The organism is Micromonospora echinospora (assembly GCF_014203425.1).
GTDB lineage: Bacteria > Actinomycetota > Actinomycetes > Mycobacteriales > Micromonosporaceae > Micromonospora > Micromonospora echinospora_A.
Map to the genome: position 1 here is coordinate 1,506,356 of NZ_JACHJC010000001.1, position 20,019 is coordinate 1,526,374.

At 73.2% G+C, this 20,019-nt stretch carries 14 protein-coding genes; 8 read left to right on the top strand and 6 right to left on the bottom strand.

The genetic code is table 11. The annotated features are described in order from the left end of the window. Positions 1 to 69: 69 nt before the first annotated feature. Positions 70 to 1,248 (bottom strand): DNA recombination protein RmuC, encoded by a 1,179-nt coding sequence (rmuC, locus tag FHU28_RS07310; protein WP_184682125.1) that lies wholly within the window; start codon positions 1,246 to 1,248, stop codon positions 70 to 72. Between the two features lie 54 nt (positions 1,249 to 1,302). Between rmuC and FHU28_RS07315 the strand changes: the two genes are divergently transcribed. Next, positions 1,303 to 2,109 carry a hypothetical protein gene (locus FHU28_RS07315; protein ID WP_184682127.1) on the top strand — a complete coding sequence of 269 codons (807 nt, stop codon included), beginning with the start codon at positions 1,303 to 1,305 and terminating at the stop codon, positions 2,107 to 2,109. Between the two features lie 107 nt (positions 2,110 to 2,216). Here the strand turns inward: FHU28_RS07315 and ppc are convergent, their stop codons facing one another. Next, complete coding sequence (gene ppc, locus FHU28_RS07320) at positions 2,217 to 5,003, bottom strand: phosphoenolpyruvate carboxylase (RefSeq protein ID WP_184682129.1); 2,787 nt, start codon at positions 5,001 to 5,003, stop codon at positions 2,217 to 2,219. Between the two features lie 123 nt (positions 5,004 to 5,126). After that, positions 5,127 to 6,155 carry a hypothetical protein gene (locus FHU28_RS07325; protein ID WP_184682131.1) on the bottom strand — a complete coding sequence of 343 codons (1,029 nt, stop codon included), beginning with the start codon at positions 6,153 to 6,155 and terminating at the stop codon, positions 5,127 to 5,129. An 84-nt stretch (positions 6,156 to 6,239) separates the two neighbouring features. Between FHU28_RS07325 and FHU28_RS07330 the strand changes: the two genes are divergently transcribed. Continuing rightward, complete coding sequence (locus FHU28_RS07330; protein WP_184682133.1) at positions 6,240 to 7,280, top strand: S66 family peptidase; 1,041 nt, start codon at positions 6,240 to 6,242, stop codon at positions 7,278 to 7,280. Positions 7,281 to 7,461: 181 nt separating this feature from the next. Here FHU28_RS07330 and FHU28_RS07335 read toward each other — a convergent pair whose 3' ends face one another. Further along, positions 7,462 to 8,367, bottom strand: a complete 906-nt coding sequence (locus FHU28_RS07335; protein ID WP_184682135.1) for a cyclase family protein — start codon at positions 8,365 to 8,367, stop codon at positions 7,462 to 7,464. Between the two features lie 156 nt (positions 8,368 to 8,523). Between FHU28_RS07335 and mfd the strand changes: the two genes are divergently transcribed. The 4 genes from mfd (at position 8,524) to FHU28_RS07355 (ending at position 16,256) form a co-directional block, all read left to right on the top strand. Continuing rightward, on the top strand, positions 8,524 to 12,180 hold the full coding sequence (gene mfd / locus FHU28_RS07340) for a transcription-repair coupling factor (RefSeq protein ID WP_184682137.1): 3,657 nt from the start codon (positions 8,524 to 8,526) through the stop codon (positions 12,178 to 12,180). Between the two features lie 98 nt (positions 12,181 to 12,278). Continuing rightward, positions 12,279 to 13,049 (top strand): SurA N-terminal domain-containing protein, encoded by a 771-nt coding sequence (locus FHU28_RS07345; protein WP_184682139.1) that lies wholly within the window; start codon positions 12,279 to 12,281, stop codon positions 13,047 to 13,049. Continuing rightward, positions 13,046 to 14,035: a nucleoside triphosphate pyrophosphohydrolase gene (locus FHU28_RS07350; protein WP_184682141.1), complete on the top strand. Its 990-nt coding sequence runs from the start codon at positions 13,046 to 13,048 to the stop codon at positions 14,033 to 14,035. The genes FHU28_RS07345 and FHU28_RS07350 overlap by 4 nt, the downstream gene beginning before the upstream one ends. Positions 14,036 to 14,636: 601 nt before the next feature. Then, entirely contained in the window at positions 14,637 to 16,256 is a 1,620-nt protein-coding gene (locus tag FHU28_RS07355; protein ID WP_184682142.1) for a DUF885 domain-containing protein, read from the top strand. Positions 16,257 to 16,260: 4 nt separating this feature from the next. On the opposite strand, the gene FHU28_RS07360 is transcribed toward FHU28_RS07355, so the two are convergent. Continuing rightward, positions 16,261 to 17,166 carry an NAD(+) diphosphatase gene (locus tag FHU28_RS07360; protein WP_311773536.1) on the bottom strand — a complete coding sequence of 302 codons (906 nt, stop codon included), beginning with the start codon at positions 17,164 to 17,166 and terminating at the stop codon, positions 16,261 to 16,263. Beyond that, entirely contained in the window at positions 17,163 to 17,855 is a 693-nt protein-coding gene (locus tag FHU28_RS07365; RefSeq protein WP_184682143.1) for a hypothetical protein, read from the bottom strand. Before FHU28_RS07365 ends, FHU28_RS07360 begins: the two co-directional genes overlap by 4 nt. 212 nt (positions 17,856 to 18,067) lie before the next feature. Here FHU28_RS07365 and eno point away from each other — a divergent pair, with 212 nt between their 5' ends. Then, a complete protein-coding gene (gene eno, locus FHU28_RS07370) occupies positions 18,068 to 19,351 on the top strand; it encodes a phosphopyruvate hydratase (RefSeq protein ID WP_184682144.1) in 1,284 nt (427 codons plus the stop codon). Between the two features lie 28 nt (positions 19,352 to 19,379). Continuing rightward, entirely contained in the window at positions 19,380 to 20,015 is a 636-nt protein-coding gene (locus FHU28_RS07375) for an FtsB family cell division protein (protein WP_184682145.1), read from the top strand. Positions 20,016 to 20,019 lie beyond the last annotated feature (4 nt).

Here is a 20,019-nt window from a genome sequence, read left to right on the forward strand (position 1 = left end):
GTCACTACCCGGCCTGGGTTTGTGATCAGTCCGTGACACAGATCGGTCTACGTCATCACGTGCGACGTGTTAAGCGTCGACGTCCGTCGACCTCTCGGCCGATGTGGACGGCGCGCCCAGCAGCTCCGGCGCCTGCGGTTGCCTCGGCGCCAGCTCGACCTGCGCCGGTGCGGCCAGCTCGTCGCCGGAGACGCCCAGCTCGGCCAGCTTGCGCGCGCTCACCAGCACCCGCGCCTCCAGCGAACCCACCGCCCGGTTGTACGCCGTCACCGCCCCGCTCAGCGAGCTGCCCAGCTTGCCGACGTGATCGCCCAGCGTGGACAGCCGCCCGTACAGCTCACGGGCCAGCGAGTGGACGGTGGCCGCGTTGCGCGCCAGCGCCTCCTGCCGCCACGAGTAGGCCACAGTGCGCAGCAGCGCCACCAGCGTCGCCGGGGTGGCCAGCACCACGTTGCGGGCGAACGCGTGCTCCAGCAGCGTCGGGTCGCGTTGCAGGGCCACGTCGAGGAACGGGTCGGCCGGCACGAACAGCACCACGAAATCCGGCGTCTGGTCGAACGCCGACCAGTAGGACTTGGCGGCCAGGCCGTCCACGTGCGCGCGCAGGTGCCGGGCGTGCGCGTCGAGGTGGGTGTCGCGCCCGCGCTCGTCGCGCGCCTCCATCGCGGTCAGGTACGCGTCGAAGGGCGCCTTCGCGTCCACCACCACCGTGCGTCCGCCGTGCAGCCGTACCACCAGGTCGGGGCGTACCCCCTGGTGGTCGGTCGCGGCGGTGACCTGCTCGCTGAAGTCGCAGTGCTCCAGCATGCCGGCGGCCTCGACGATGCGGCGGAGCTGGTGCTCGCCCCAGCGGCCGCGCACCTGCGGCGCGCGCAGCGCGGCGACCAGCTGCTTGGTCTCGGTGCGCAGCTCACCCGACACGGCGCTCATCGACCGCACCTGCTCGCGCAGCTCGGCGTACGCGTCGACCCGGTCCCGCTCCAGCTCGGCGACCCGCTGCTCGTAGCGGCGCAGCGTGTCGTGCAGCGGCGCCACCGCGCGGGCCACCGCCTCCTGGGACTGCGCTGTCGCCTCGTAGCTCAGCGCCCGCATGGACTGCTCCAGCCGGCCCTCGCCGGCCTGGGTGGCGGCAAGCGTCGCCTCCAGGCGGGCGATGTCCGCCGCCGAGCGAGCCCGGGCGGCCAGCCAGCCCACCGCGCCGCCCGCGGCGAGGCAGAGCAGCACCACGGCCAGCGTCGCAAAGCTCATGGCCAAGAGCTTGCCAAACGGGTACGACGAGCGCCCGGTGGGTACCTTCGAGTCATGGAGTTCGCGTTGTGGCTGTTCCTGATCGTGCTGCTCGGAGGTGCACTCGTGCTCTGGCGACGGGGGAGTAGATCGCGCCGGTCGAACGAGCTGGCCGACGCCCGCGCCGAGGCGCAGCGGTGGTACGAGCGGCTCGGCGGCCAGCTGATGAACCTGCACGGCGACGCCCCGGCGGTACGGCAGGCGCTCGCCGACGCCGGTGAGCGGTACAACGCGGCCGGTTCGCAGCTGGAGCAGGCGAGCACGCCGCGCCAGTTCGGGCTGGCCCGGGAGACCGCGCTGGAAGGGCTGGCGTACATCCGGGCGGCCCGGACCGCGATGGGCATCGACCCGGGCCCGGAGCTGCCGCCGCTCGCAGCCGCCCAGGGCGCCGGCGCGCTCACCAAGGAGCGCCAGGTCGACGTGCAGGGGCAGACGTTCCGGGCCGGCCCGCAGCCGGGGAACGCGACGCCCTACTACTACCCGGGTGGCCGGTACCAGGGCCGGCCGGTGCCGGCCGGCTGGTACTCCACACCGTGGTGGAAGACCGCGCTCGGCGCCGGCGTCGGTGTGGTCGGCGGTCTCCTGATCGCCGACGCGCTGTTCTCGCCCGCGTTCGCCGACCCCGGGTACGGCTACGACGCCGGCTACCAGGAGGGCTTCGGCGACGGCCAGGACTTCGGCGACCAGGGCGGCGACATGGGCGGTGGCGACATGGGCGGCGGTGGCGACTACGCCGGAGGCGACTTCGGCGGCGGCGGGGACTTCGGCGGCGGCGACTTCGGTGGCTTCGGCGGCGGAGACTTCGGCGGCGGCGACTTCTAGCCGGCGCCGCCGCGTCGGACGCCGCCGCTGGCAGCGCGCTCGGCGCACGCGTTAAGAAGGGCCCCCTCTTATGCACGAGGCGTTAAGAGGGGGCCCTTCCTTACACCTCAGCCGGTGTTGCGCATACCGGCGGCGATGCCGTTGACGGTGGTCAGCAGCGCCCGTTCCAGCGCCGTACCGTCGTTCGGGGCGCGCCGCCCACCCGGCGCGGTCACCACCGCCCGCCCGGCGGCGCCGGACTCCCGGTACTGCCGCAGCAACGCCACCTGGAGGTGGTGCAGCGGCTCCAGGTAGGTGTCCCGCACCGCGAGCGTGCGCTGGAGCACCGGGGAGTTCTCCAGCAGCGCCGGTGACGCGGTGACCGCCAGCACCTCCTGCTTGGTCAGCTCGTACTCCTGCTCGATCTTGTCGAAGATCGGGTGCAGCTTCTTCGGCACCAGCGTCTCCACGTACCGCCGGGCGATGTCCAGGTCGGTCTTGGTCAGCATCATCTCGACGTTCGACAGGAACGTGCGGAAGAAGTGCCAGTTCCGGTTCATCTCGGCGAGCACGTCGGCCAGCCCGGCCGACCGCGCGGCGGCCAGCCCGGAGCCCACGCCGAACCAGCCCGGCACGATCTGCCGGGTCTGCGTCCAGCCGAACACCCACGGGATGGCCCGCAGGCCGGACAGGCCGGCGCCGGTGTTCGGGCGCTTCGCCGGCCGGGAGCCGATGTTCAGCGCGCCGAGCAGCTCGGTCGGCGTGGAGGCCCAGAAGTACGCGGGCAGGTCCGGGTCCTCGACCAGCGACCGGTACGACCGGAACGCCGACTCCGAGACCACGTCCATCGCCGCGTCCCAGCGCTCCAGCATCTCGGCCGGCTGCCGGGGCGCGGTGTGCAGCAGCGTGGCCTGGAGCACCGCGGCCACGGTCAGTTCCAGGTTCTCCCGGGCCAGCGCCGGCAGCGTGTACTTGTCGGAGATGACCTCGCCCTGCTCGGTCACCTTGATCGCGCCGTCGAGCGTGCCGTAGGGCTGGGCCAGGATCGCGTCGTGGGTGGGGCCGCCGCCCCGGCCGACGGTGCCGCCCCGGCCGTGGAACAACCGCAGGTGTACGCCGTGCCGCGCGGCCACGTCCCGCAGCGCGCGCTGCGCCCGGTGGATCGACCACTGGCTGGTGGTGATGCCCGCCTCCTTGTTGGAGTCGGAGTAGCCGAGCATCACCTCCTGCACGTCGCCCCGCGCCGCCACCAGCGCCCGGTACGCGGGCAGCGACAGCAGCTCGTCCAGCAGCTCACCGCCGGCGTTCAGCTCGGCCGGCGTCTCCAGCAGCGGCACGATGCCGATGCGGGCGCGCCCCGAGTGCACGTCCACCAGGCCGGCCTCGCGGGCCAGCACCACTGCGGCGAGCACGTCGTCCACGCCGAGCGTCATCGAGATGATGTACGACTCGATGACCTCGGGGCCGAACCGGTCCTGCGCCTCGCGGATGGCCGCGAACACGTCGAACGTCTTACGCGACGACTCGGTGAGCGGGCTGTCCTGGGTGGAGAGGGGCCGGCGGCCGGTCAGCTCGTCGGCGAGCAGCTTGGTGCGCTCCAGCCGGGACAGCGCCGGGTAGTCGGACACCTCGCCGACCGCCTCGTAGAGCTGGGCCAGCACCTCGTGGTGCTTCTCCGCGTGCTCCCGGATGTCCATGGTGGCCAGGTGCAGGCCGAACGCGGACACCGTACGGATTGCCGAGGCGAGCCGCCCGACGGCGGTGAGCTGGCCGGAGTTGCGGGCCAGCGACGCGCGCAGCAGCTCCAGGTCGGCGATCAGCTCGGTCGAGCCCCGGTAGTCCCGCCCCGGCACGTGCGGGGTGTCGGCGCGCAGCCGCTCGCGGGTGTTGGCGAGCTTCGCCTTCACGCACCGCGCCTTGAGCCGGTACGGCTCCTCCGCGTTGACCCGGCGGAACCGGGGCGCCACCTCTGGCAGCGCGTCCAGGTCCTTGGCCAGGCTGGCGGACAGGTCGAGCGACACCGCGCGCAGCCGCCGGGAGACGCTGACCTCGGTGATCAGCTCGTCCATCGCCTTCTCGGTGGCGGCGATGCCGTGCTCGTGCTGGATGCGCAGCACCTCGCGGGTGACCACCGGCGTGACGAACGGGTTGCCGTCGCGGTCGCCGCCGATCCAGGTGCCGAAAGTCAGCGGGCGGGACGTCGGGGACGTCTCCACCCCGAGCGTGCGCAGCGTGTCGGCGAGGTCGTCGAGGACCTGCGGCGCGGCCTCGGCGTACAGGTCCCGCAGGTAGTAGATGGCGTTGCGCGCCTCGTCGGTCGGGTCCGGCCGGTCCAGCCGCAGCTCGTCGGTCTGCCACATCAGGTCGAGCAGTTCGGCGAGGCGGCGGTTGGCCGGGCCCTCGTCGCTGGCGCCGTACAGGATCGCGTTCGCGGTCTCGGTGTCCAGCTCGTCGGCGACCGCGCGCAGCTTGGACAGGATGGACCGGCGGGCCGCCTCGGTCGGGTGGGCGGTGAAGACCGGGCGTACGGCCAGGCGGCGGGCCGCGGCGGCGATCTCCTCGGCCGGTACGCCCCGCTCGGCGATCATCTTGGCGGCCTGGTCCAGCCAGCCGCCGTGGGTGGCGCGGCGGCGGCGCAGGTCCCGGGCGCGGTGCACCTGCTCGGTGATGTTCGCCAGGTGGAAGTAGGTGGAGAAGGCGCGAGCGAGCTTCGTGCCGGTGGTGACGTCCAGCCCGGCGAGGCGCTGGGCCGCGGCCGGCGCGTCGGAGCGGACCTGGGCCCGGATCTCCTCGACCAGGTCGAGCAGCGGCCGGCCCTCCTGACGGGCCAGGGTCTGCCCGAGCAGCGTGCCGAGGCGGCGGATGTCGGCCCGGAGAGCGGCGTCGGGGCCGTCGTGGTCGTGCTGGTCGGTCACGGTTGCGCTCCTTACGCGAGGACGAAGGACAGCGCTGTCCGACTCCCCTGGATCGTATCCGCGTACCCCCCGGGGACAGGAGGGGGACGGCGTGATGATCTGCACTCTGGGACGGCCCGCCGGTCAGCCCCGGTCGGCGGCGTGCCGACCCGGCACGGGGCGTCGTCGGGCGCGGAACATGGTCGCGGTGAGCAGCCCGGCCAAACCGGCGACCACCCAGATCAGCAGGCCGGTCAGCGCCCATCCGCCGCCGCGCCAGTCGAAGTAGACAGCCGATTTGAACAGGTCGGTGGCGAGGCCGGGCACGTTCCAGCGGTGCATGCCGCGCAGGAACGGCGGCAGGAACTCGGGCGCGTAGATGCCGCCGGAGCCGGGGTTGCCGAGCACCACGAGGAGCAGGATCACGATGCCGGTGCCGAGCAGCCCGAGCCAGCCCTGCACGGCGGCGGCGACCATCCCGGCCGCGAACGCGGCGAGCGCGCCGACCGCCGCCACCGCCGCCACCCGGTGCTCGAACACGCCGAGCACCGGCCCGACCAGGATCGCCCCGATGACGCCGAGCAGGATCGCGTGCACCGCGAGCGTGGCGATCCGCAGCCCGGCCCGGCGCAGGCTGCGAGGGCTGGTGCCGAGCGAGATGCCGAGCGCCGTGGACGCCAGGTAGCCGCCGAGCACCACGCCGACGGCCAGGTAGAACGGGACCAGGCCGCGCGGGTCGTCGGCGGAGACCGGCACGTCGTCGGTGATCTCCAGCGGCACCCCGGCCTGCCGGGCCGCCTCGGTGAACACGTCGGTGACGAGTTCGGTGGCGGCGGGCGCGCCGGCGCTGGCGGTGGCGAGCGTCAGGCCACCGTCGGGGGCGGAGCTGAGCACCGCGTACACCGACCTGTCGTTGAGCCCGTCGGAGGCGGCGCCGCGGCTGTCGTACCCGACGGGTTTGATCGTGTCGGTGCGGGCGCGGACGGCGGACATCACGGCCTGGGCCTGCTGGTCGTTGGTGACGACGGCGACCGGCACGTCGCGCGGGTCGGGCTTGTGCAGCGCGCCGACGTAGGCGGCGATGAACGCGCTCGCCAGCGCCAGGGTGCCGAGGATCAGCGCCGCCGTGCGCGGCAGCCAGTCCCGGGTACGCAGCTCCGGCTCGTCGTCCACGGCCTCAGCCTATTGCGGCCATATGCCCGGCTCGTGGGGTTTCGTCGGGCGAAAACCGCTGGTCCCGGCCGATAGCGTCGGGCCATGCAGGCACCCATCTATCCCCCCAAACCGAAGCCGGGCGACCGGGTCGCGGTCGTCTCACCCTCCGCCGGCCTGCCGGGTCTCTTCCCCCACGTGTACGAGCTGGGGCTGCGCCGGCTCCGCGACGAGCTGGGGCTGGAACCGGTGGAGTACCCGACCACCCGCGTCATGGGCGCCGACCCGCGCGACCGGGCACGCGACCTGATGGCCGCGTTCACCGACCCGACGATCACCGCCGTGCTGGCCACCGTCGGCGGGGACGACCTGATCACTGTCACCCCGCACCTGAACGACGAGGAGCTGTGGGCCAACCCGAAGCCCTACTTCGGCTACTCGGACAACACCAACGTGCTCAACCACCTCTACCGGATGGACACCGTCAGCTACCACGGCGGGTCCGTGCTGGTGCACCTCGGGCGCTCCGGCAAGCCGCACCCGCTCACGCTCGACTCGCTGCGCGCCGCGCTGTTCACCTCCGGCTGGTACGAGCTGACCCCCGCCTCCGAGTGGGGCGACGAGCCGTGCGACTGGCGCGACCCGGCCACGCTCGCCGAGGAGCCGCCGATGTACCCGTCCGAGGGCTGGCGCTGGCACGGCCCGGCCCGGGTCGTGCAGGGCCGCACGTGGGGCGGCAACCTGGAGATCGTGCACTGGCTGGCCGCCGCCGACCGGGTGCCGCCGGCCGCCGAGCTGGCCGGCTCGGTGCTCCTGGTGGAGACCTCGGAGGAGATGCCCCCTGCTCAGGAGGTCTTCCGGATGGTGCGGAACCTGGGCGAGCGCGGGCTGCTCGCCAGCTTCCCGGCGATCGTGGTGGGCCGCCCCAAGGCATGGGACTTCGACCGGCCGCACACGGTCGCGCAGCGGCTGGCCTGGGCCGCCGACCAGCGGGCGGCGATCCTGTCGGCGCTCGCCCTCTACACCGACGACCCGGTGGTGGTCTTCGACGTCGACCTGGGCCACACCGATCCGCAGCTGATCATCCCGTACGGCGGGGAGATCCGGGTCGACGCGGTCGAGCGCCGCATCGCCGTGCGCTACTGAGCCCGCCGCTCGCCGGCTCGGTGGAACGGCATGGGTGTCTACGTCCCTGTTTGACACCCATGCCGTTCCACTCGCTGCTGGCAGCGGTCGGGTGGGCGGAGAGATCTACTGCGCCTCGGCGAGGCGAGGTGGGGTGGGGTGGGGTATCGGAGAGCGGTGGGCCCCGCCATCTCGGCAAGGATCACACGACGGCGAAGGCGCGGACCGGGAACGTGCCCATGCCGGCCACCCGCGGCGGGGCGGCGGTGAACCGGAAGCCGGTCGGCGGCAGCGCGTCCAGGCCGGTCAGGTGCTCCACGATCGGCACCCCGGCGGCCAGCAGACCCGTGTGCGCCGGGCGCCGGCCCGCTGCCGCCGGAGTCATGTCGTCGATGTTGATCGAGTCGATGCCGACGAGCGCCGCGCCCGCCTCGGCCAGCCACTGCGCGCCGTCACCGGTCAGGTAGGGCGCTTCCGGTCCGGCGTACCCGTCGGTGCCGAAGTGCGCGTCCCAGCCGGTGTGCAGCAGCACCGCGCACCCGGCCACGTCGTACGGGGCGAGCAGCAGCCGGTCCACCGCCCGCGTACCGGCCGGCACCCGTACCACCAGGCCGGGCAGGTCGGCGAGGCGGTCCAGCGGTACCCCGGTCAGGTCCGGCCCGTCGGCGAAGCGGTGCGACGGCGTGTCCACGTACGTGCCGGTGTTGGCGATCATGTCGATCCGCCCGACCTGGAACTCGACGCCCGGTGCGTACCGGCCCCGGGACGCCTCCCGGGTCAGCCACTCGCTGATCGCCGGGCCGGGCCAGCCGGGCAGCGTGACCATGCCGTCGGTGACCACGTGGCTCAACTCGACCAGCCGCCGCCCGCCGCCGGTGGCCGGTGCGGTCACCCCGCGCCCGCCCTTGTGCGGCTCCTCGACGACGGTCCGGTTGGTGATCCGTACCTCGCCGACCATGAGCAGCCCGAGGTGCCGGACCAGCAGCGCTGCCACCTCGTCGTCTGTGACATCCGGGTGCGGCACGTCCAGCCGGAACCCGTCCGTGCGCAGGCCACCACCGTTTGCGAAGTCCACCTCGGCGTCGAAGACCGCCCGATATTCGACCATCCGCCCACCGCATCACGTGCCGTGGCGCAGCGTCAAGATCCGCAAGCTGGGCGGGCCCGGATTGTCGGGAGGGGGGGTTAGGCTCGGACGGTGCACCCCCCGTCCGGCTGGACGCGGGGTCGTCGTCGTGTGCCGATCCGCTGGAAGTGATCACTGATGCTCACCGGACTCTTCTCCGCCGCCCTGGCCGACCCGGGGCTGGCCCGGGCGCGTGACCTGGCGCGCTCCGGTGCCGCCCAGGTCGACGGGCTCGACCTGACCGCCCCCGCCGCGCTGCGCCCGTTCGCGGTGGCCGCGGTCGCCGCCGACGAGCCGGCCGGCGGCGCGGGCCGCCCGGTGCTCGCGGTCACCGCCACCACCCGGGAGGCCGACGACCTGGCCTCCGCGCTGGGCAGCCTGCTGCCGCCGGAGCAGGTGGCGGTCTTCCCGTCCTGGGAGACGCTGCCGCACGAGCGGCTGTCGCCCCGCTCCGACACCGTCGGGCGGCGGCTGGCCGTGCTGCGCCGGCTGGCCCACCCGGACGCGGCCGACGCGCACGGCCGCACCGGGCCGCTGCGGGTCGTCGTCGCGCCGGTCCGCTCGCTGCTCCAGCCGCAGCTCAAGGGCCTCGGAGACCTGGAACCGGTGCAGCTCGCCGCCGGTGACGAGGCCGACCTCGAAGAGGTCGCCCGCCGGCTCACCGACATGGCGTACGCCCGGGTCGACCTGGTCACCAAGCGCGGCGAGTTCGCCGTACGCGGCGGCATCCTGGACGTCTTCCCGCCCACCGACGAGCACCCGTCCCGGGTCGAGTTCTGGGGCGACGAGGTGGAGGAGATCCGCACGTTCGCGGTCGCCGACCAGCGCACCATCGAGGGCGTCGCGCAGATGTGGGCGCCGCCGTGCCGCGAGCTGCTGCTGACCCCGAGCGTGCGGAAGCGGGCCGCCGCACTCGCCGCCGAGCACCCCGAGCTGGCCGAGATCCTGGACAAGCTCGCCGAGGGCATCCCGGTCGAGGGGATGGAGTCCCTCGCGCCGGTCCTGATCGGCGCCGACGCGCTGGAACTGCTCGTCGACTGCATGCCGGCCGGCACCCACGTACTCCTCTGCGACCCCGAGCGCATCCGCACCCGCGCGCACGACCTGGTGCGTACCTCGGAGGAGTTCCTCCAGGCCAGCTGGGCCGCGGCCGCCGTCGGCGGCCAGGCCCCGGTCGACCTCGGCGCCGCCGCCTTCAAGACCCTGGCCGAGGTACGCACGGCGGCCCGCGCCCTGCGCCAGCCCTGGTGGACGCTCGCCCCGTTCGGCCTGGTCGAGGCGGACGTGGCGCCGGCCCGGCAGCCCTGGGAGGACGCGCCGGCCGAGGTCGACGTCACCCCCGACGACGCCATCGCGGTGAGCCTGGCCGCCCAGCCGGCCCCGCTCTACCACGGCGAGACCTCCCGGGTGGTCGACGACCTGTTGCGCTGGGCCGGCGAGGGCTGGTCGATCGCGCTGGTCTTCGAGGGGCACGGTCCCGCCCAGCGGGCCGTCGAGGTGCTGCGCGACGCCGGCCTCGGCGCCCGGCTCACCGAGGAGGTGCCCACCGCGCCCGCGCCCGGCGAGCTGCTCGTGTCGTGCGGCTGCCTGACCGCCGGCTTCGTCGACGAGGCGTCGAAGTTCGTGCTCCTGACCGGCAACGACGTCACCGGCGGCCGGGGCACCTCCACCCGCGACATGCGCAAGATGCCCAGCCGGCGGCGCAACACCATCGACCCGCTGGAGCTGAAGGCCGGCGACTTCGTGGTGCACGAGCAGCACGGCATCGGCCGGTACGTCGAGCTGGTGCAGCGCACCGTGAACGGCGCCAGCCGCGAATACCTGGTCATCGAGTACGCGCCGAGCAAACGCGGCCAGCCCGGCGACCGCCTCTTCGTCCCCACCGACCAGCTCGACCAGCTCTCCCGCTACGTCGGCGGCGAGCAGCCCACGCTGCACAAGATGGGCGGCTCGGACTGGCAGAAGTCCAAGGCGCGGGCGCGCAAGGCGGTACGCGAGATCGCCGCGCAGCTCATCCAGCTCTACGCCGCGCGCAAGGCGTCCAAGGGGCACAACTTCGCACCCGACACCCCGTGGCAGCGGGAGCTGGAGGACGCGTTCCCCTGGCAGGAGACGCCCGACCAGCTCGCCGCCATCGAGGAGGTCAAGCGGGACATGGAGCAGACCGTCCCGATGGACCGGCTGATCTGTGGCGACGTCGGCTACGGCAAGACCGAGATCGCGGTACGGGCGGCGTTCAAGGCGGTGCAGGACGGCAAGCAGGTGGCGGTGCTGGTGCCGACCACGCTGCTCGTGCAGCAGCACTACAACACGTTCGCCGAGCGGATGAGCCAGTTCCCCGTGTCGATCCGGCAGCTGTCCCGGTTCCAGACGCCGAAGGAGACCGAGCAGACGCTGGAGATGGCCGCCGCCGGCACCGTCGACATCGTCATCGGCACCCACCGGCTGCTCCAGGCGTCCACCCGGTTCAAGTCGCTCGGGCTGGTGATCATCGACGAGGAGCAGCGGTTCGGCGTCGAGCACAAGGAGCATCTCAAGACGCTCCGTGCCTCGGTCGACGTGCTCGCCATGTCGGCCACCCCGATCCCGCGCACGCTGGAGATGGCGATCACCGGGATCCGGGAGATGTCCACCATCGCCACCCCGCCGGAGGAGCGGCACCCGGTGCTCACGTTCGTCGGCGCGTACGACGACCGGCAGGTGGCCGCCTCCATCCACCGCGAGCTGCTGCGCGACGGCCAGGTCTTCTACCTGCACAACCGGGTCGAGTCGATCGAGAAGACGGCCCGCAAGCTGCGGGAGCTGGTGCCGGAGGCCCGGGTCGCGGTGGCGCACGGCCAGATGGGCGAGGACGCGCTGGAGAAGGTGATGGTCGGCTTCTGGGAGAAGGAGTTCGACGTCCTGGTCTGCACCACGATCGTCGAGTCCGGCATCGACATCCCGAACGCCAACACGCTCATCGTGGAGCGGGCCGACCTGCTCGGCCTGGCCCAGCTGCACCAGATCCGCGGCCGGGTCGGCCGGGGCCGGGAGCGGGCGTACGCGTACTTCCTCTACCCGCCGGAGAAGCCGCTCACCGAGAACGCGCACGAGCGGCTGGCCACCATCGCCCAGCACACCGAGCTCGGCGCGGGCATGTACGTGGCGATGAAGGACCTGGAGATCCGCGGCGCCGGGAACCTGCTCGGCGGCGAGCAGTCCGGCCACATCGAGGGCGTCGGCTTCGATCTGTACGTCCGGATGGTCGGCGAGGCCGTCTCCGCCTTCAAGGGCGAGAGCACGGAGGAGGAGACCGAGGTCAAGGTCGACCTGCCGATCGACGCGCACCTGCCGCACGACTACATCGGGGTGGAGCGGCTGCGCCTGGAGATGTACCGCAAGCTCGCCGAGGCCCGCGACGCCGAGCGGCTGCGCGAGGTGGTCGCCGAGATGACCGACCGGTACGGCGAGCCGCCCGCCCCGGTGCAGAACCTGGTCGCGGTGGCGCGGTTCCGGCTGCTGGCCCGCCGGTACGGGCTCACCGACGTGTCGATGCAGGGCAAACACATCCGGTTCGGCCCGCTGCCGCTGCCCGACTCGAAGCAGATGCGGCTCAAGCGCTACCACCCGGACTCGGTCTACAAGCAGGCGCTCGACCAGGTCAGCGTGCCCCGGCCCAGTACCCGGCGGATCGGTGGTGAGCCGCTGCGCGACCAGGCGTTGCTGGAGTGGTGCGGGCAGCTCCTCGCCGACGTCCTCGGCAAGCCCGAGGAGCTGGCCGGTTCTGCCAGCCCCGCAGTGGCGAGCGGAAGGTGACCCGGCAAGCCCGAGGAGCTGGCCGCCTCGGTCCCGGCGGGTGCGCGATGAGGTGGGTGGAGTCACAGGCTGGTACGGGGCGTGAGAGAGTGACCCACATGCGTGCCCGCCGTTCCCTCGTCGCCGTCAGCGTCGCGGCCCTCGCCGCGCTCTCTCTCGCCGCCTGTGGCCGATCCGCCCCGGACGTCGCCGCCTACGTCGGAGACACCCGGTACTCCGTCGAGCGGGTCGACGCGATCTATGACGACGCGCAGCGGCAGTACGCGGACGCCGTCCGGAACCAGGCGCCGCAGACGCCGTCGCCGGAGGAGCTGCGTTCCCCGGTGACGCGGCAGGACGTGCTGAACCTGCTCGTCGCGCTCGACCTCGGCAAGCGCGTGGCGGCCGAGAAGGGCCTCCAGGTCACCGACGAGGTGTCCCCGGAGCAGCTCCAGCAGCCGCTGCGGATGCCGGCGACCACCGAGTACACGAAGCTGTGGGGCGAGTGGGTGGACCTCTCCGCCACCCTCCAGCAGAGCCTGCCCCCGGCCGACCTCAGCGACGAGTCCCTGATGGCCGTCTACCGCGCCATCGAGAAGACCGGGGCGATCCAGCCGGGCCTGAGCGTCGACCAGGTCCGGCAGGCGTTCGGCGAGGCCGGTTTCGTGCGCAGCGCCACCGCGCTGAGCACCGCGCTTCAGCAGGAGGCCGAGAAGGCGGACATCCGCATCAACCCCCGGTTCGGGGTGACCGGCGTGCCGTCGCTCGTCAACACCGGCCAGTCGCTCGTCTTCTACTCCCTGCCCTACGTCAACCAGGACGGCCCGGTCACCGACATCTCGACGCCGGACGCGCCGGCCAGCAGCGAGCCGGCTCCCGGAGCCGCATGACCGCGCGCATCGTCCTGCTCGTCACCTCGCCCCGGCTGCCCGCCGGCCTGCTGACCTCGGCCGCCTGGGACGCCGTACGCTCCGCGCCGGTCCTCGCCGGTGCGGAGAGCGAGTTGACCCGGGCGGTTCGGACGGCCGGCGCCGAGGTGAGCGTGGTGGCCGAGGGCGCGACCCAGGCGCTGCTCGACGCCGCCGCCACGCACGGCGGCGCGGTGTGGCTGGCCGGCCCGGCCGGCGACGAGACGCTCGCCCGTGAGCTGGGGCTGCGGCTGGCCCGCGAGCCCGGCCTGGCCGAGCTGGAGCTGATGTACGGCTCGTGGGACCCGCCCGGCGCCCGGCTGCTCGACGCGGTCGAGGTGATGGACCGGCTGGCCTCCCCGGGCGGCGATCCGTGGAAGCGGGCGCAGACCCACCGCAGTCTGGCCGGGTTCCTGCTGGAGGAGTGCTACGAGGCGTACGACGCGATAAGCGCCGACGACACCGACGCGCTCCGCGAGGAACTGGGCGACGTGCTGCTCCAGGTGCTGCTGCACGCCCGGCTGGCCGAGAACCTGCCGGAGGGCGAGAGCTGGAGCGTCGACGACGTGGCGGGCACGCTTGTCGACAAGATGGTGCGGCGCAACCCGCACGTGTTCTCCGGCGAGCCGGCCGGCTCGATCGAGGAGATCGAGGCGAACTGGGAACGGATCAAGCGGGCCGAGAAGACCCGCGACTCGGTGCTGGACGGCATCGCGCTGAGCCAGCCCGCGCTGGCGCTGGCCGCGAAGATCCTGGACCGGGCCGGCCGGGTCGGTCTGGCCGTACCGCCCCCACTGGCCGAGTCCCAGGTGGACCCGGAGGCCCGGCTGGGGGCGAGCCTGCTGGCAACTGTCGCCGCCGCTCGCCAGGCCGGCATCGACCCCGAGGCCGCGCTGCGACGAGCCACCCTGGCGTACGCCGAGGCGGTCCGAGCCGCCGAACGCCCCACCCCCACCCACCCCACCTGACCCCGCCCCACCTCCCCCACCTCCCCCGCGCCCTCTCACGCCGCCGCGATCTTGCACTTGCGGCCCTCTGGGCATCGCAAATGTCCCTTCTATCCGGGCAGGAAGTGCAAGATCGCGGAAAGCTGCCGGGGTGGGTTGCGTGGTGGCGGGACAGGCTGACGGGGAGCGACGCTTCGCCGCCCTTGTCGGCTCGGTCGGGGTCCCGTCCGCTGCCAGCCCTGTCCCGCTGCCCTCGGCTCATCCCGCGCCGGCGGCTGCCCCGACCCGCCTCGCCGCTCGCCCTGATTGAGTCGAGCCCTCTCGCCTCCCGAGACTTGTAGACCGATCTCGGGATCGGCCGTAGATCTTGGTACGAAAGAGCCCTCATAGGGGCTGGGCGGCTGGGCGGATCTTGGTACGAAACGGCCCCTATGAGGGCTGTTCAGTCCCGCCCAGCCGCCCAGCCGCCCAGCCGCCCAGCCGCCAGGCGGGTCGGTTCGGTGATCAAGGAGTTTGGGGTCGAAGCGGGCGCTGGTGGGGACACAAACTCCTTGATCAACGGGGAGGGTGGCCCGGCGGGCGGGACGGGGAAAGGTCGGGGGTGATCGGTAGGGTGCCGGGTATGGAGTCGTTCGTGCCGCTGGCGGAGCGGATCGTGGAGGCGTTGCTGGAGAGCCGGCCCGGGCTGGCCACCTCCGCTGGGGACCACCGCTACGACGACCGGCTGCCCGATCTGTCCGCCGACGCGCTCGCCGCCGATCAGGCGATGCTGAAGGACGCGGCCGACGCGCTCGCCGAGATCGACCCGGACGCGCTCGACGTGGCGGAGAGCGTCGACCACGCGCTGCTCACCAGCATGATCGACAGGGGTCTGTTCGAGGCCACCGAGATCCGCGGCCACGAGTGGGATCCGCTGCGCCACAATCCGGGGCCGCTGCTGCATGCCCTGCTGGCCCGTCCCTTCGCCCCGGCCGAGGAGCGCCTGACCAGCCTCGCCGGGCGTCTGTCGGCCGTACCCGATGCGCTTGCGACAGCGCGCGCGACGCTGCGGGACATGCCGCGGATCCACGCGGAGACGGCGGTCGGGCAGTTCACCGGCACGGCGGCGCTGATCCGCGACGAGGTGCCGGCGTTGCTCGCCCAGGCGCCCGCGCTGCGGGACCGGGTCGGCCCGGCGGCCACCGACGCGATCGCCGCGCTGGAGGAGTTCGTGGCCTGGCTGCGGCAGGGCCTGGCCGCCGACGCCGGCCCGGGGCGCGACCCGCGGTTGGGCCGGCGGCGCTGGGAGGCGCGGCTGTGGCACACGCTCGACACCGAGCTGAGCGCCGCCGAGGTGCAGCGCCGCGCCTGGGCAAACCTGGACCGGGTCACCGAGGAGATCCGGGCGGCGGCGGTCGAGCTGGTCGGTGGTCCGGGCGACGACGAGACGGTACGCCGGGCGCTGGACCTGCTGGCCGCCGAGCACCCGGCCGACGCCACGATCGTGGACCTCGCCTCGGTGACGCTCGACGAGGCGAGTGACTTCGTCCGCCTCCACGACCTGGTCAGCATGGTCGGTGACCCGTGCGTCATCCAGGAGATGCCGGAGTTCGCCCGGGGTGTGGCGGTCGCCTACTGCGACTCACCGGGGCCGCTGGAGACGGCCGACGTGCCGACGTTCTACTGCATCGCGCCCACCCCGGCGGACTGGCCGGCGCAGCGGGTCGAGTCGTTCTACCGCGAGTACAACGATCACATGGTCCGCAACCTGACCGTGCACGAGGCGATGCCCGGCCATTTCCTCCAGCTCGCCCACGCCCGCCGCTACGAGGGTCCGACCCGGGTACGCGCGCTCACCGAGTCGGGCGTGTTCATCGAGGGCTGGGCGGTCTACACCGAGGAGCTGATGGCCGGGCTCGGCTTCGGCGGGCTGCCGGTGCGGTTGCAGCAGCTCAAGATGCAACTGCGGATGACCATCAACGCGCTGCTCGACCAGCTCGTGCACTGCGACGACCTGCCCGAGTCGGAGGCGATGGCGCTGATGACCGGGCGCGGCTTCCAGGAGGAGGGCGAGGCGGCCGGCAAGTGGCGGCGGGCTTTGCTCACCTCCACCCAGCTCTCCACGTACTTCGTCGGCTACAGCGAGATGGCCGACATCGCCGCCGCCCGGCCGGACGGCGTGTCGGTGCGCGACTGGCACGACGCCATGCTGGCGCACGACTGTCCGCCGCCGCGCCACCTGCGCACGCTGCTGGGGGTGTGAGGGCTCAGCCGGCGACCGCGTCGATCAGCCAGCGGGACAGGGAGTACGCGGGCGGCAACTCGGCGGGCAGCGCGTCGACCGGGAACCAGCGAGCCTCGGTCAGCTCCGTCCCGTCGACCACCGGTTCGGCGGCCGGGTCGGTCACCTCGGCGGTGAAGCCGGCGAGCAGCGTGCCCGGTCCGGACAGCGCCCACGGCTGGCTGTCCACGTACGCGGGGCGTCGCAGGGTCAGGCCGACCTCCTCGGCGACCTCGCGGTGTACTGCCGCCTCCAGCGACTCGCCGGCCTCGACGAACCCGGCGACGAGCGCCCACAGTTGCGTCGGCCCGTGCGCGTGCCGGACCAGCAGGAGTTCGCCCGCTCCGCCGGCCGGGCCGGGGCGGGTGATCGCGGTCAGTACCGCGACGGACAGCGGCACGAACACGGTCAGGCCGCAGTCCGGGCAGCGGCGCGCGGTCTCACCCGGTACGTCTGCCAGCTCGGCCCGGCACGCCCCGCACCACCTGTGGGTACGCCGCCAGGTGACCACGGCGAGCGCCCGCCCGGCCAGGTCGGCGTGGGGCGCGGGCAGCTCGGCGGCGAGGCCGCGCCAGCCGCGCCACCTGCCGGGCAGCGACTCGGGGTCGGTGACCTCGGCCGCCCACGCCGGGGTGCCGTCGAGCGTGCCGACGGGTGTCCAGGCGAGGTCGCCGGGCAGCGCGTCGATCCGCAGCGGCTGCGCGGCGTCCGGACCGGTCAGCAGTTTCCGGCCGGCGACCGGCAGCGCCAGGTCGCCTGCCCGCGGGGGTCGCCCGTGATCGGCAGCGGGCCGGAACCCGGCGCCGGCCGGGCGGGCGACAGCAGACTCGGAACCGGCGCCGTCGGCGGGCCGCGAACCGGCACCGGACGAGGCGCCGCCGGGCGGGGTCACGACGTGGCGGGTCGGCGGTCCACCACGCCCGCGCCGGCCGGCACGGCGAACGCGGCGGCCTCGACGCTCTCGGTGTAGCGGCTCAGCGTCACCTCGGCGGACTTGCCGTCGATCATGCCGGAGAAGCTGCCCAGCACGCCCTCGTTCGTCACGCACGTGCTGAAGCGCTCGCCGTCGTGGGTGACGTTCACGCAGGTGGCGTGGTGCCCGGCCAGCGTGGTGTCGCTCTGCTCGATGACCGCGTCCGGCGCCAGCGCGGCCTCGGTGAGCAGCCGGATCACCGCGGGCGGCGTGACCAGGCCCTGCTTGCGCGCCTCGTCGTAGACGATCACCGACGGCTTCCCGGCGGTGAGCACGGGCGGCGACACGGTGCAGGAGGTACGGGCGGCGGTGCTCGCGCACCGGGTCACCGACTCCTGCGTCACCGTGATCTTGCCGCCGGGCCAGGTGTACGTGGACCGCAGCGGCTTCCTGGTCTGCGCGATCGAGGCGGTGCGACCGCCGTCGAGCTGGTAGTCGGCGGCCCAGGTCTGCTCCAGCGCCCGGTCCATCCGCGCGGCGAGGTCGTTGACCAGGTCGGCCCGACCGAGCGCGACGCCGGCGTCGTCCAGCGCCTGGCAGCCGGTGACCGAGAGCGACGCGATGACCGAGGCGGCGAGCACGCGGAGAGTCGTCGAGGCGGCAGGCATGATGCCCAGCCTTGTCGATCGACGCAACGTCTCGCAAACCGGTTGCCGGTTGACGACCGGTAATCCGGGAATGTCCGTCTCAGCAGGCGCCTCGGGGCCCGCCCCGAGCGGCGTACGGCGGGGCGGGGACCGATACGCTGCGTTCAACACCTGCCTCAGCCGCACCGTCGCGGCCCATACGGACCGGAACCACACAAACGAGGAGCGACTCAGTGGCAACCATCGAGGGAATCGTCGCCCGGGAGATCCTGGACTCGCGGGGCAACCCGACGGTCGAGGTCGAGGTCGGGCTCGACGACGGCACGATCGCCCGCGCCGCGGTGCCGTCCGGCGCCTCCACCGGCGCCTTCGAGGCGGTCGAGCTGCGCGACGGTGACAAGGACCGCTACCTGGGCAAGGGCGTCGAGAAGGCCGTCGCCAACATCGAGGACCGGATCGTCGACCAGCTCATCGGCTACGAGGCCAGCGAGCAGCGGCTGATCGACCAGAAGATGCTCGACATCGACGGCTCGGACAACAAGGGCGAGCTGGGCGCGAACGCCATCCTCGGTGTCTCCCTGGCCGTGGCGAAGGCCGCCGCGGGCAGCGCCGAGCTGAGCCTGTTCCGCTACCTGGGCGGCCCGAACGCGCACCTTCTCCCGGTGCCGATGATGAACATCCTCAACGGTGGCGCGCACGCCGATTCGAACGTCGACATCCAGGAGTTCATGATCGCGCCGATCGGCGCGCCGACGTTCCGGGACGCGCTGCGCTCGGGCGCCGAGGTCTACCACGCGCTGAAGTCGGTGCTGAAGAAGAAGGACCTGTCGACCGGCCTGGGCGACGAGGGCGGCTTCGCCCCGAATCTGCCCACCAACGCCGCCGCGCTGGACCTGATCGCCGAGGCCGTGGAGAAGGCCGGTTACCGGCTGGGCACCGACATCGTCTTCGCGCTCGACGTGGCCGCCACCGAGTTCTTCGACAACGGCACGTACACGTTCGAGGGCACCGCGAAGAGCGCCGAGGAGATGAGCAACTACTACACCAAGCTCGCCGGCGACTACCCGATCGTCTCCATCGAGGACCCGCTGGCCGAGGACGACTGGAGCGGCTGGGCCACCCTCACCGCCGCGCTCGGCGACCGGATCCAGATCGTCGGCGACGACCTGTTCGTGACCAACCCGCTGCGCATCGCCCGGGGCATCGCGGAGAAGGCCGCCAACGCGGTGCTCGTCAAGGTCAACCAGATCGGCTCGCTCACCGAGACGCTCGACGCCGTCGACCTGGCCCACCGGGCCGGTTTCAAGTGCATGATGAGCCACCGCTCCGGCGAGACCGAGGACACCACCATCGCGGACCTGGCCGTCGCCACCGGCTGCGGGCAGATCAAGACCGGCGCTCCGGCCCGCTCGGACCGGGTGGCCAAGTACAACCAGCTCCTGCGGATCGAGGAGGAGCTGGCCGACGCGGCGCGGTACGCCGGCGCCGGCGCGTTCCCGCGTTACCGTTCGGCCTGAGCGAGCGCTCCGGGGGAGGGGTGTGACGATGCAGCAGCGCCGCACACCGGGTGGCCAGCGGCCCGCCCGTCGGCCGGGTCAGCCCGGCCGGACGGGCGCTGCCCGGGTCCGGTCCACGGCCCGCGACAACGGCGTCCGCGCGGAGACGCGCGCCGCCGGCCGGTCACCCGGCGCGTCCCGGGCCACCGACGGCGTACGCTCCGCGAGCCGCCCCGCCGCGGCCCGGCGTACCGCTGCCGGTGGTCCGGTCAAGCGGCTCACCGCACCCCAACCCCGGCGCTTCACCGGGCGCGCCACAGTGCTGTTCGCGGTGCTGATCGCGCTCGCCCTGGCGTACACCTATCCGGTCCGGGTCTACCTGGACCAGCAGGCGGACATCGAACGGATGGAGGCCGCGCAGGCCGCCCAACGGGACGAGATCGAGCGGCTCACCGCCGAGGCGGCCAAGTGGAAGGACCCGGAGTACGTCAAGACGCAGGCCCGGGAGCGGTTCTTCATGGGCAAGCCGGGCGAGACGCTGCTGGTGGTGCTCTCCGACCCGGAGGGCGCGGCCAAGGACGCCGGCAAGGGCGCGAAACCGGGGGCGCCGACCGGGCCGGAGCCCTGGTACGACACCCTGTGGGGGAGCGTGCGGGCGGCGAACGCCGAGCGCCAGGACAAGTGAGCAC

Coding starts and splice junctions, on each gene's coding strand:
- mfd (WP_184682137.1), top strand. CDS start 8,524: ATGCTCACCGGACTCTTCTCCGCCGCCCTGGCCGACCCGGGGCTGGCC.
- FHU28_RS07315 (WP_184682127.1), top strand. CDS start 1,303: ATGGAGTTCGCGTTGTGGCTGTTCCTGATCGTGCTGCTCGGAGGTGCA.
- FHU28_RS07330 (WP_184682133.1), top strand. CDS start 6,240: ATGCAGGCACCCATCTATCCCCCCAAACCGAAGCCGGGCGACCGGGTC.
- FHU28_RS07350 (WP_184682141.1), top strand. CDS start 13,046: ATGACCGCGCGCATCGTCCTGCTCGTCACCTCGCCCCGGCTGCCCGCC.
- rmuC (WP_184682125.1), bottom strand. CDS start 1,248: ATGAGCTTTGCGACGCTGGCCGTGGTGCTGCTCTGCCTCGCCGCGGGC.
- FHU28_RS07365 (WP_184682143.1), bottom strand. CDS start 17,855: ATGCCTGCCGCCTCGACGACTCTCCGCGTGCTCGCCGCCTCGGTCATC.
- FHU28_RS07355 (WP_184682142.1), top strand. CDS start 14,637: ATGGAGTCGTTCGTGCCGCTGGCGGAGCGGATCGTGGAGGCGTTGCTG.
- FHU28_RS07335 (WP_184682135.1), bottom strand. CDS start 8,367: ATGGTCGAATATCGGGCGGTCTTCGACGCCGAGGTGGACTTCGCAAAC.
- FHU28_RS07345 (WP_184682139.1), top strand. CDS start 12,279: ATGCGTGCCCGCCGTTCCCTCGTCGCCGTCAGCGTCGCGGCCCTCGCC.
- FHU28_RS07375 (WP_184682145.1), top strand. CDS start 19,380: ATGCAGCAGCGCCGCACACCGGGTGGCCAGCGGCCCGCCCGTCGGCCG.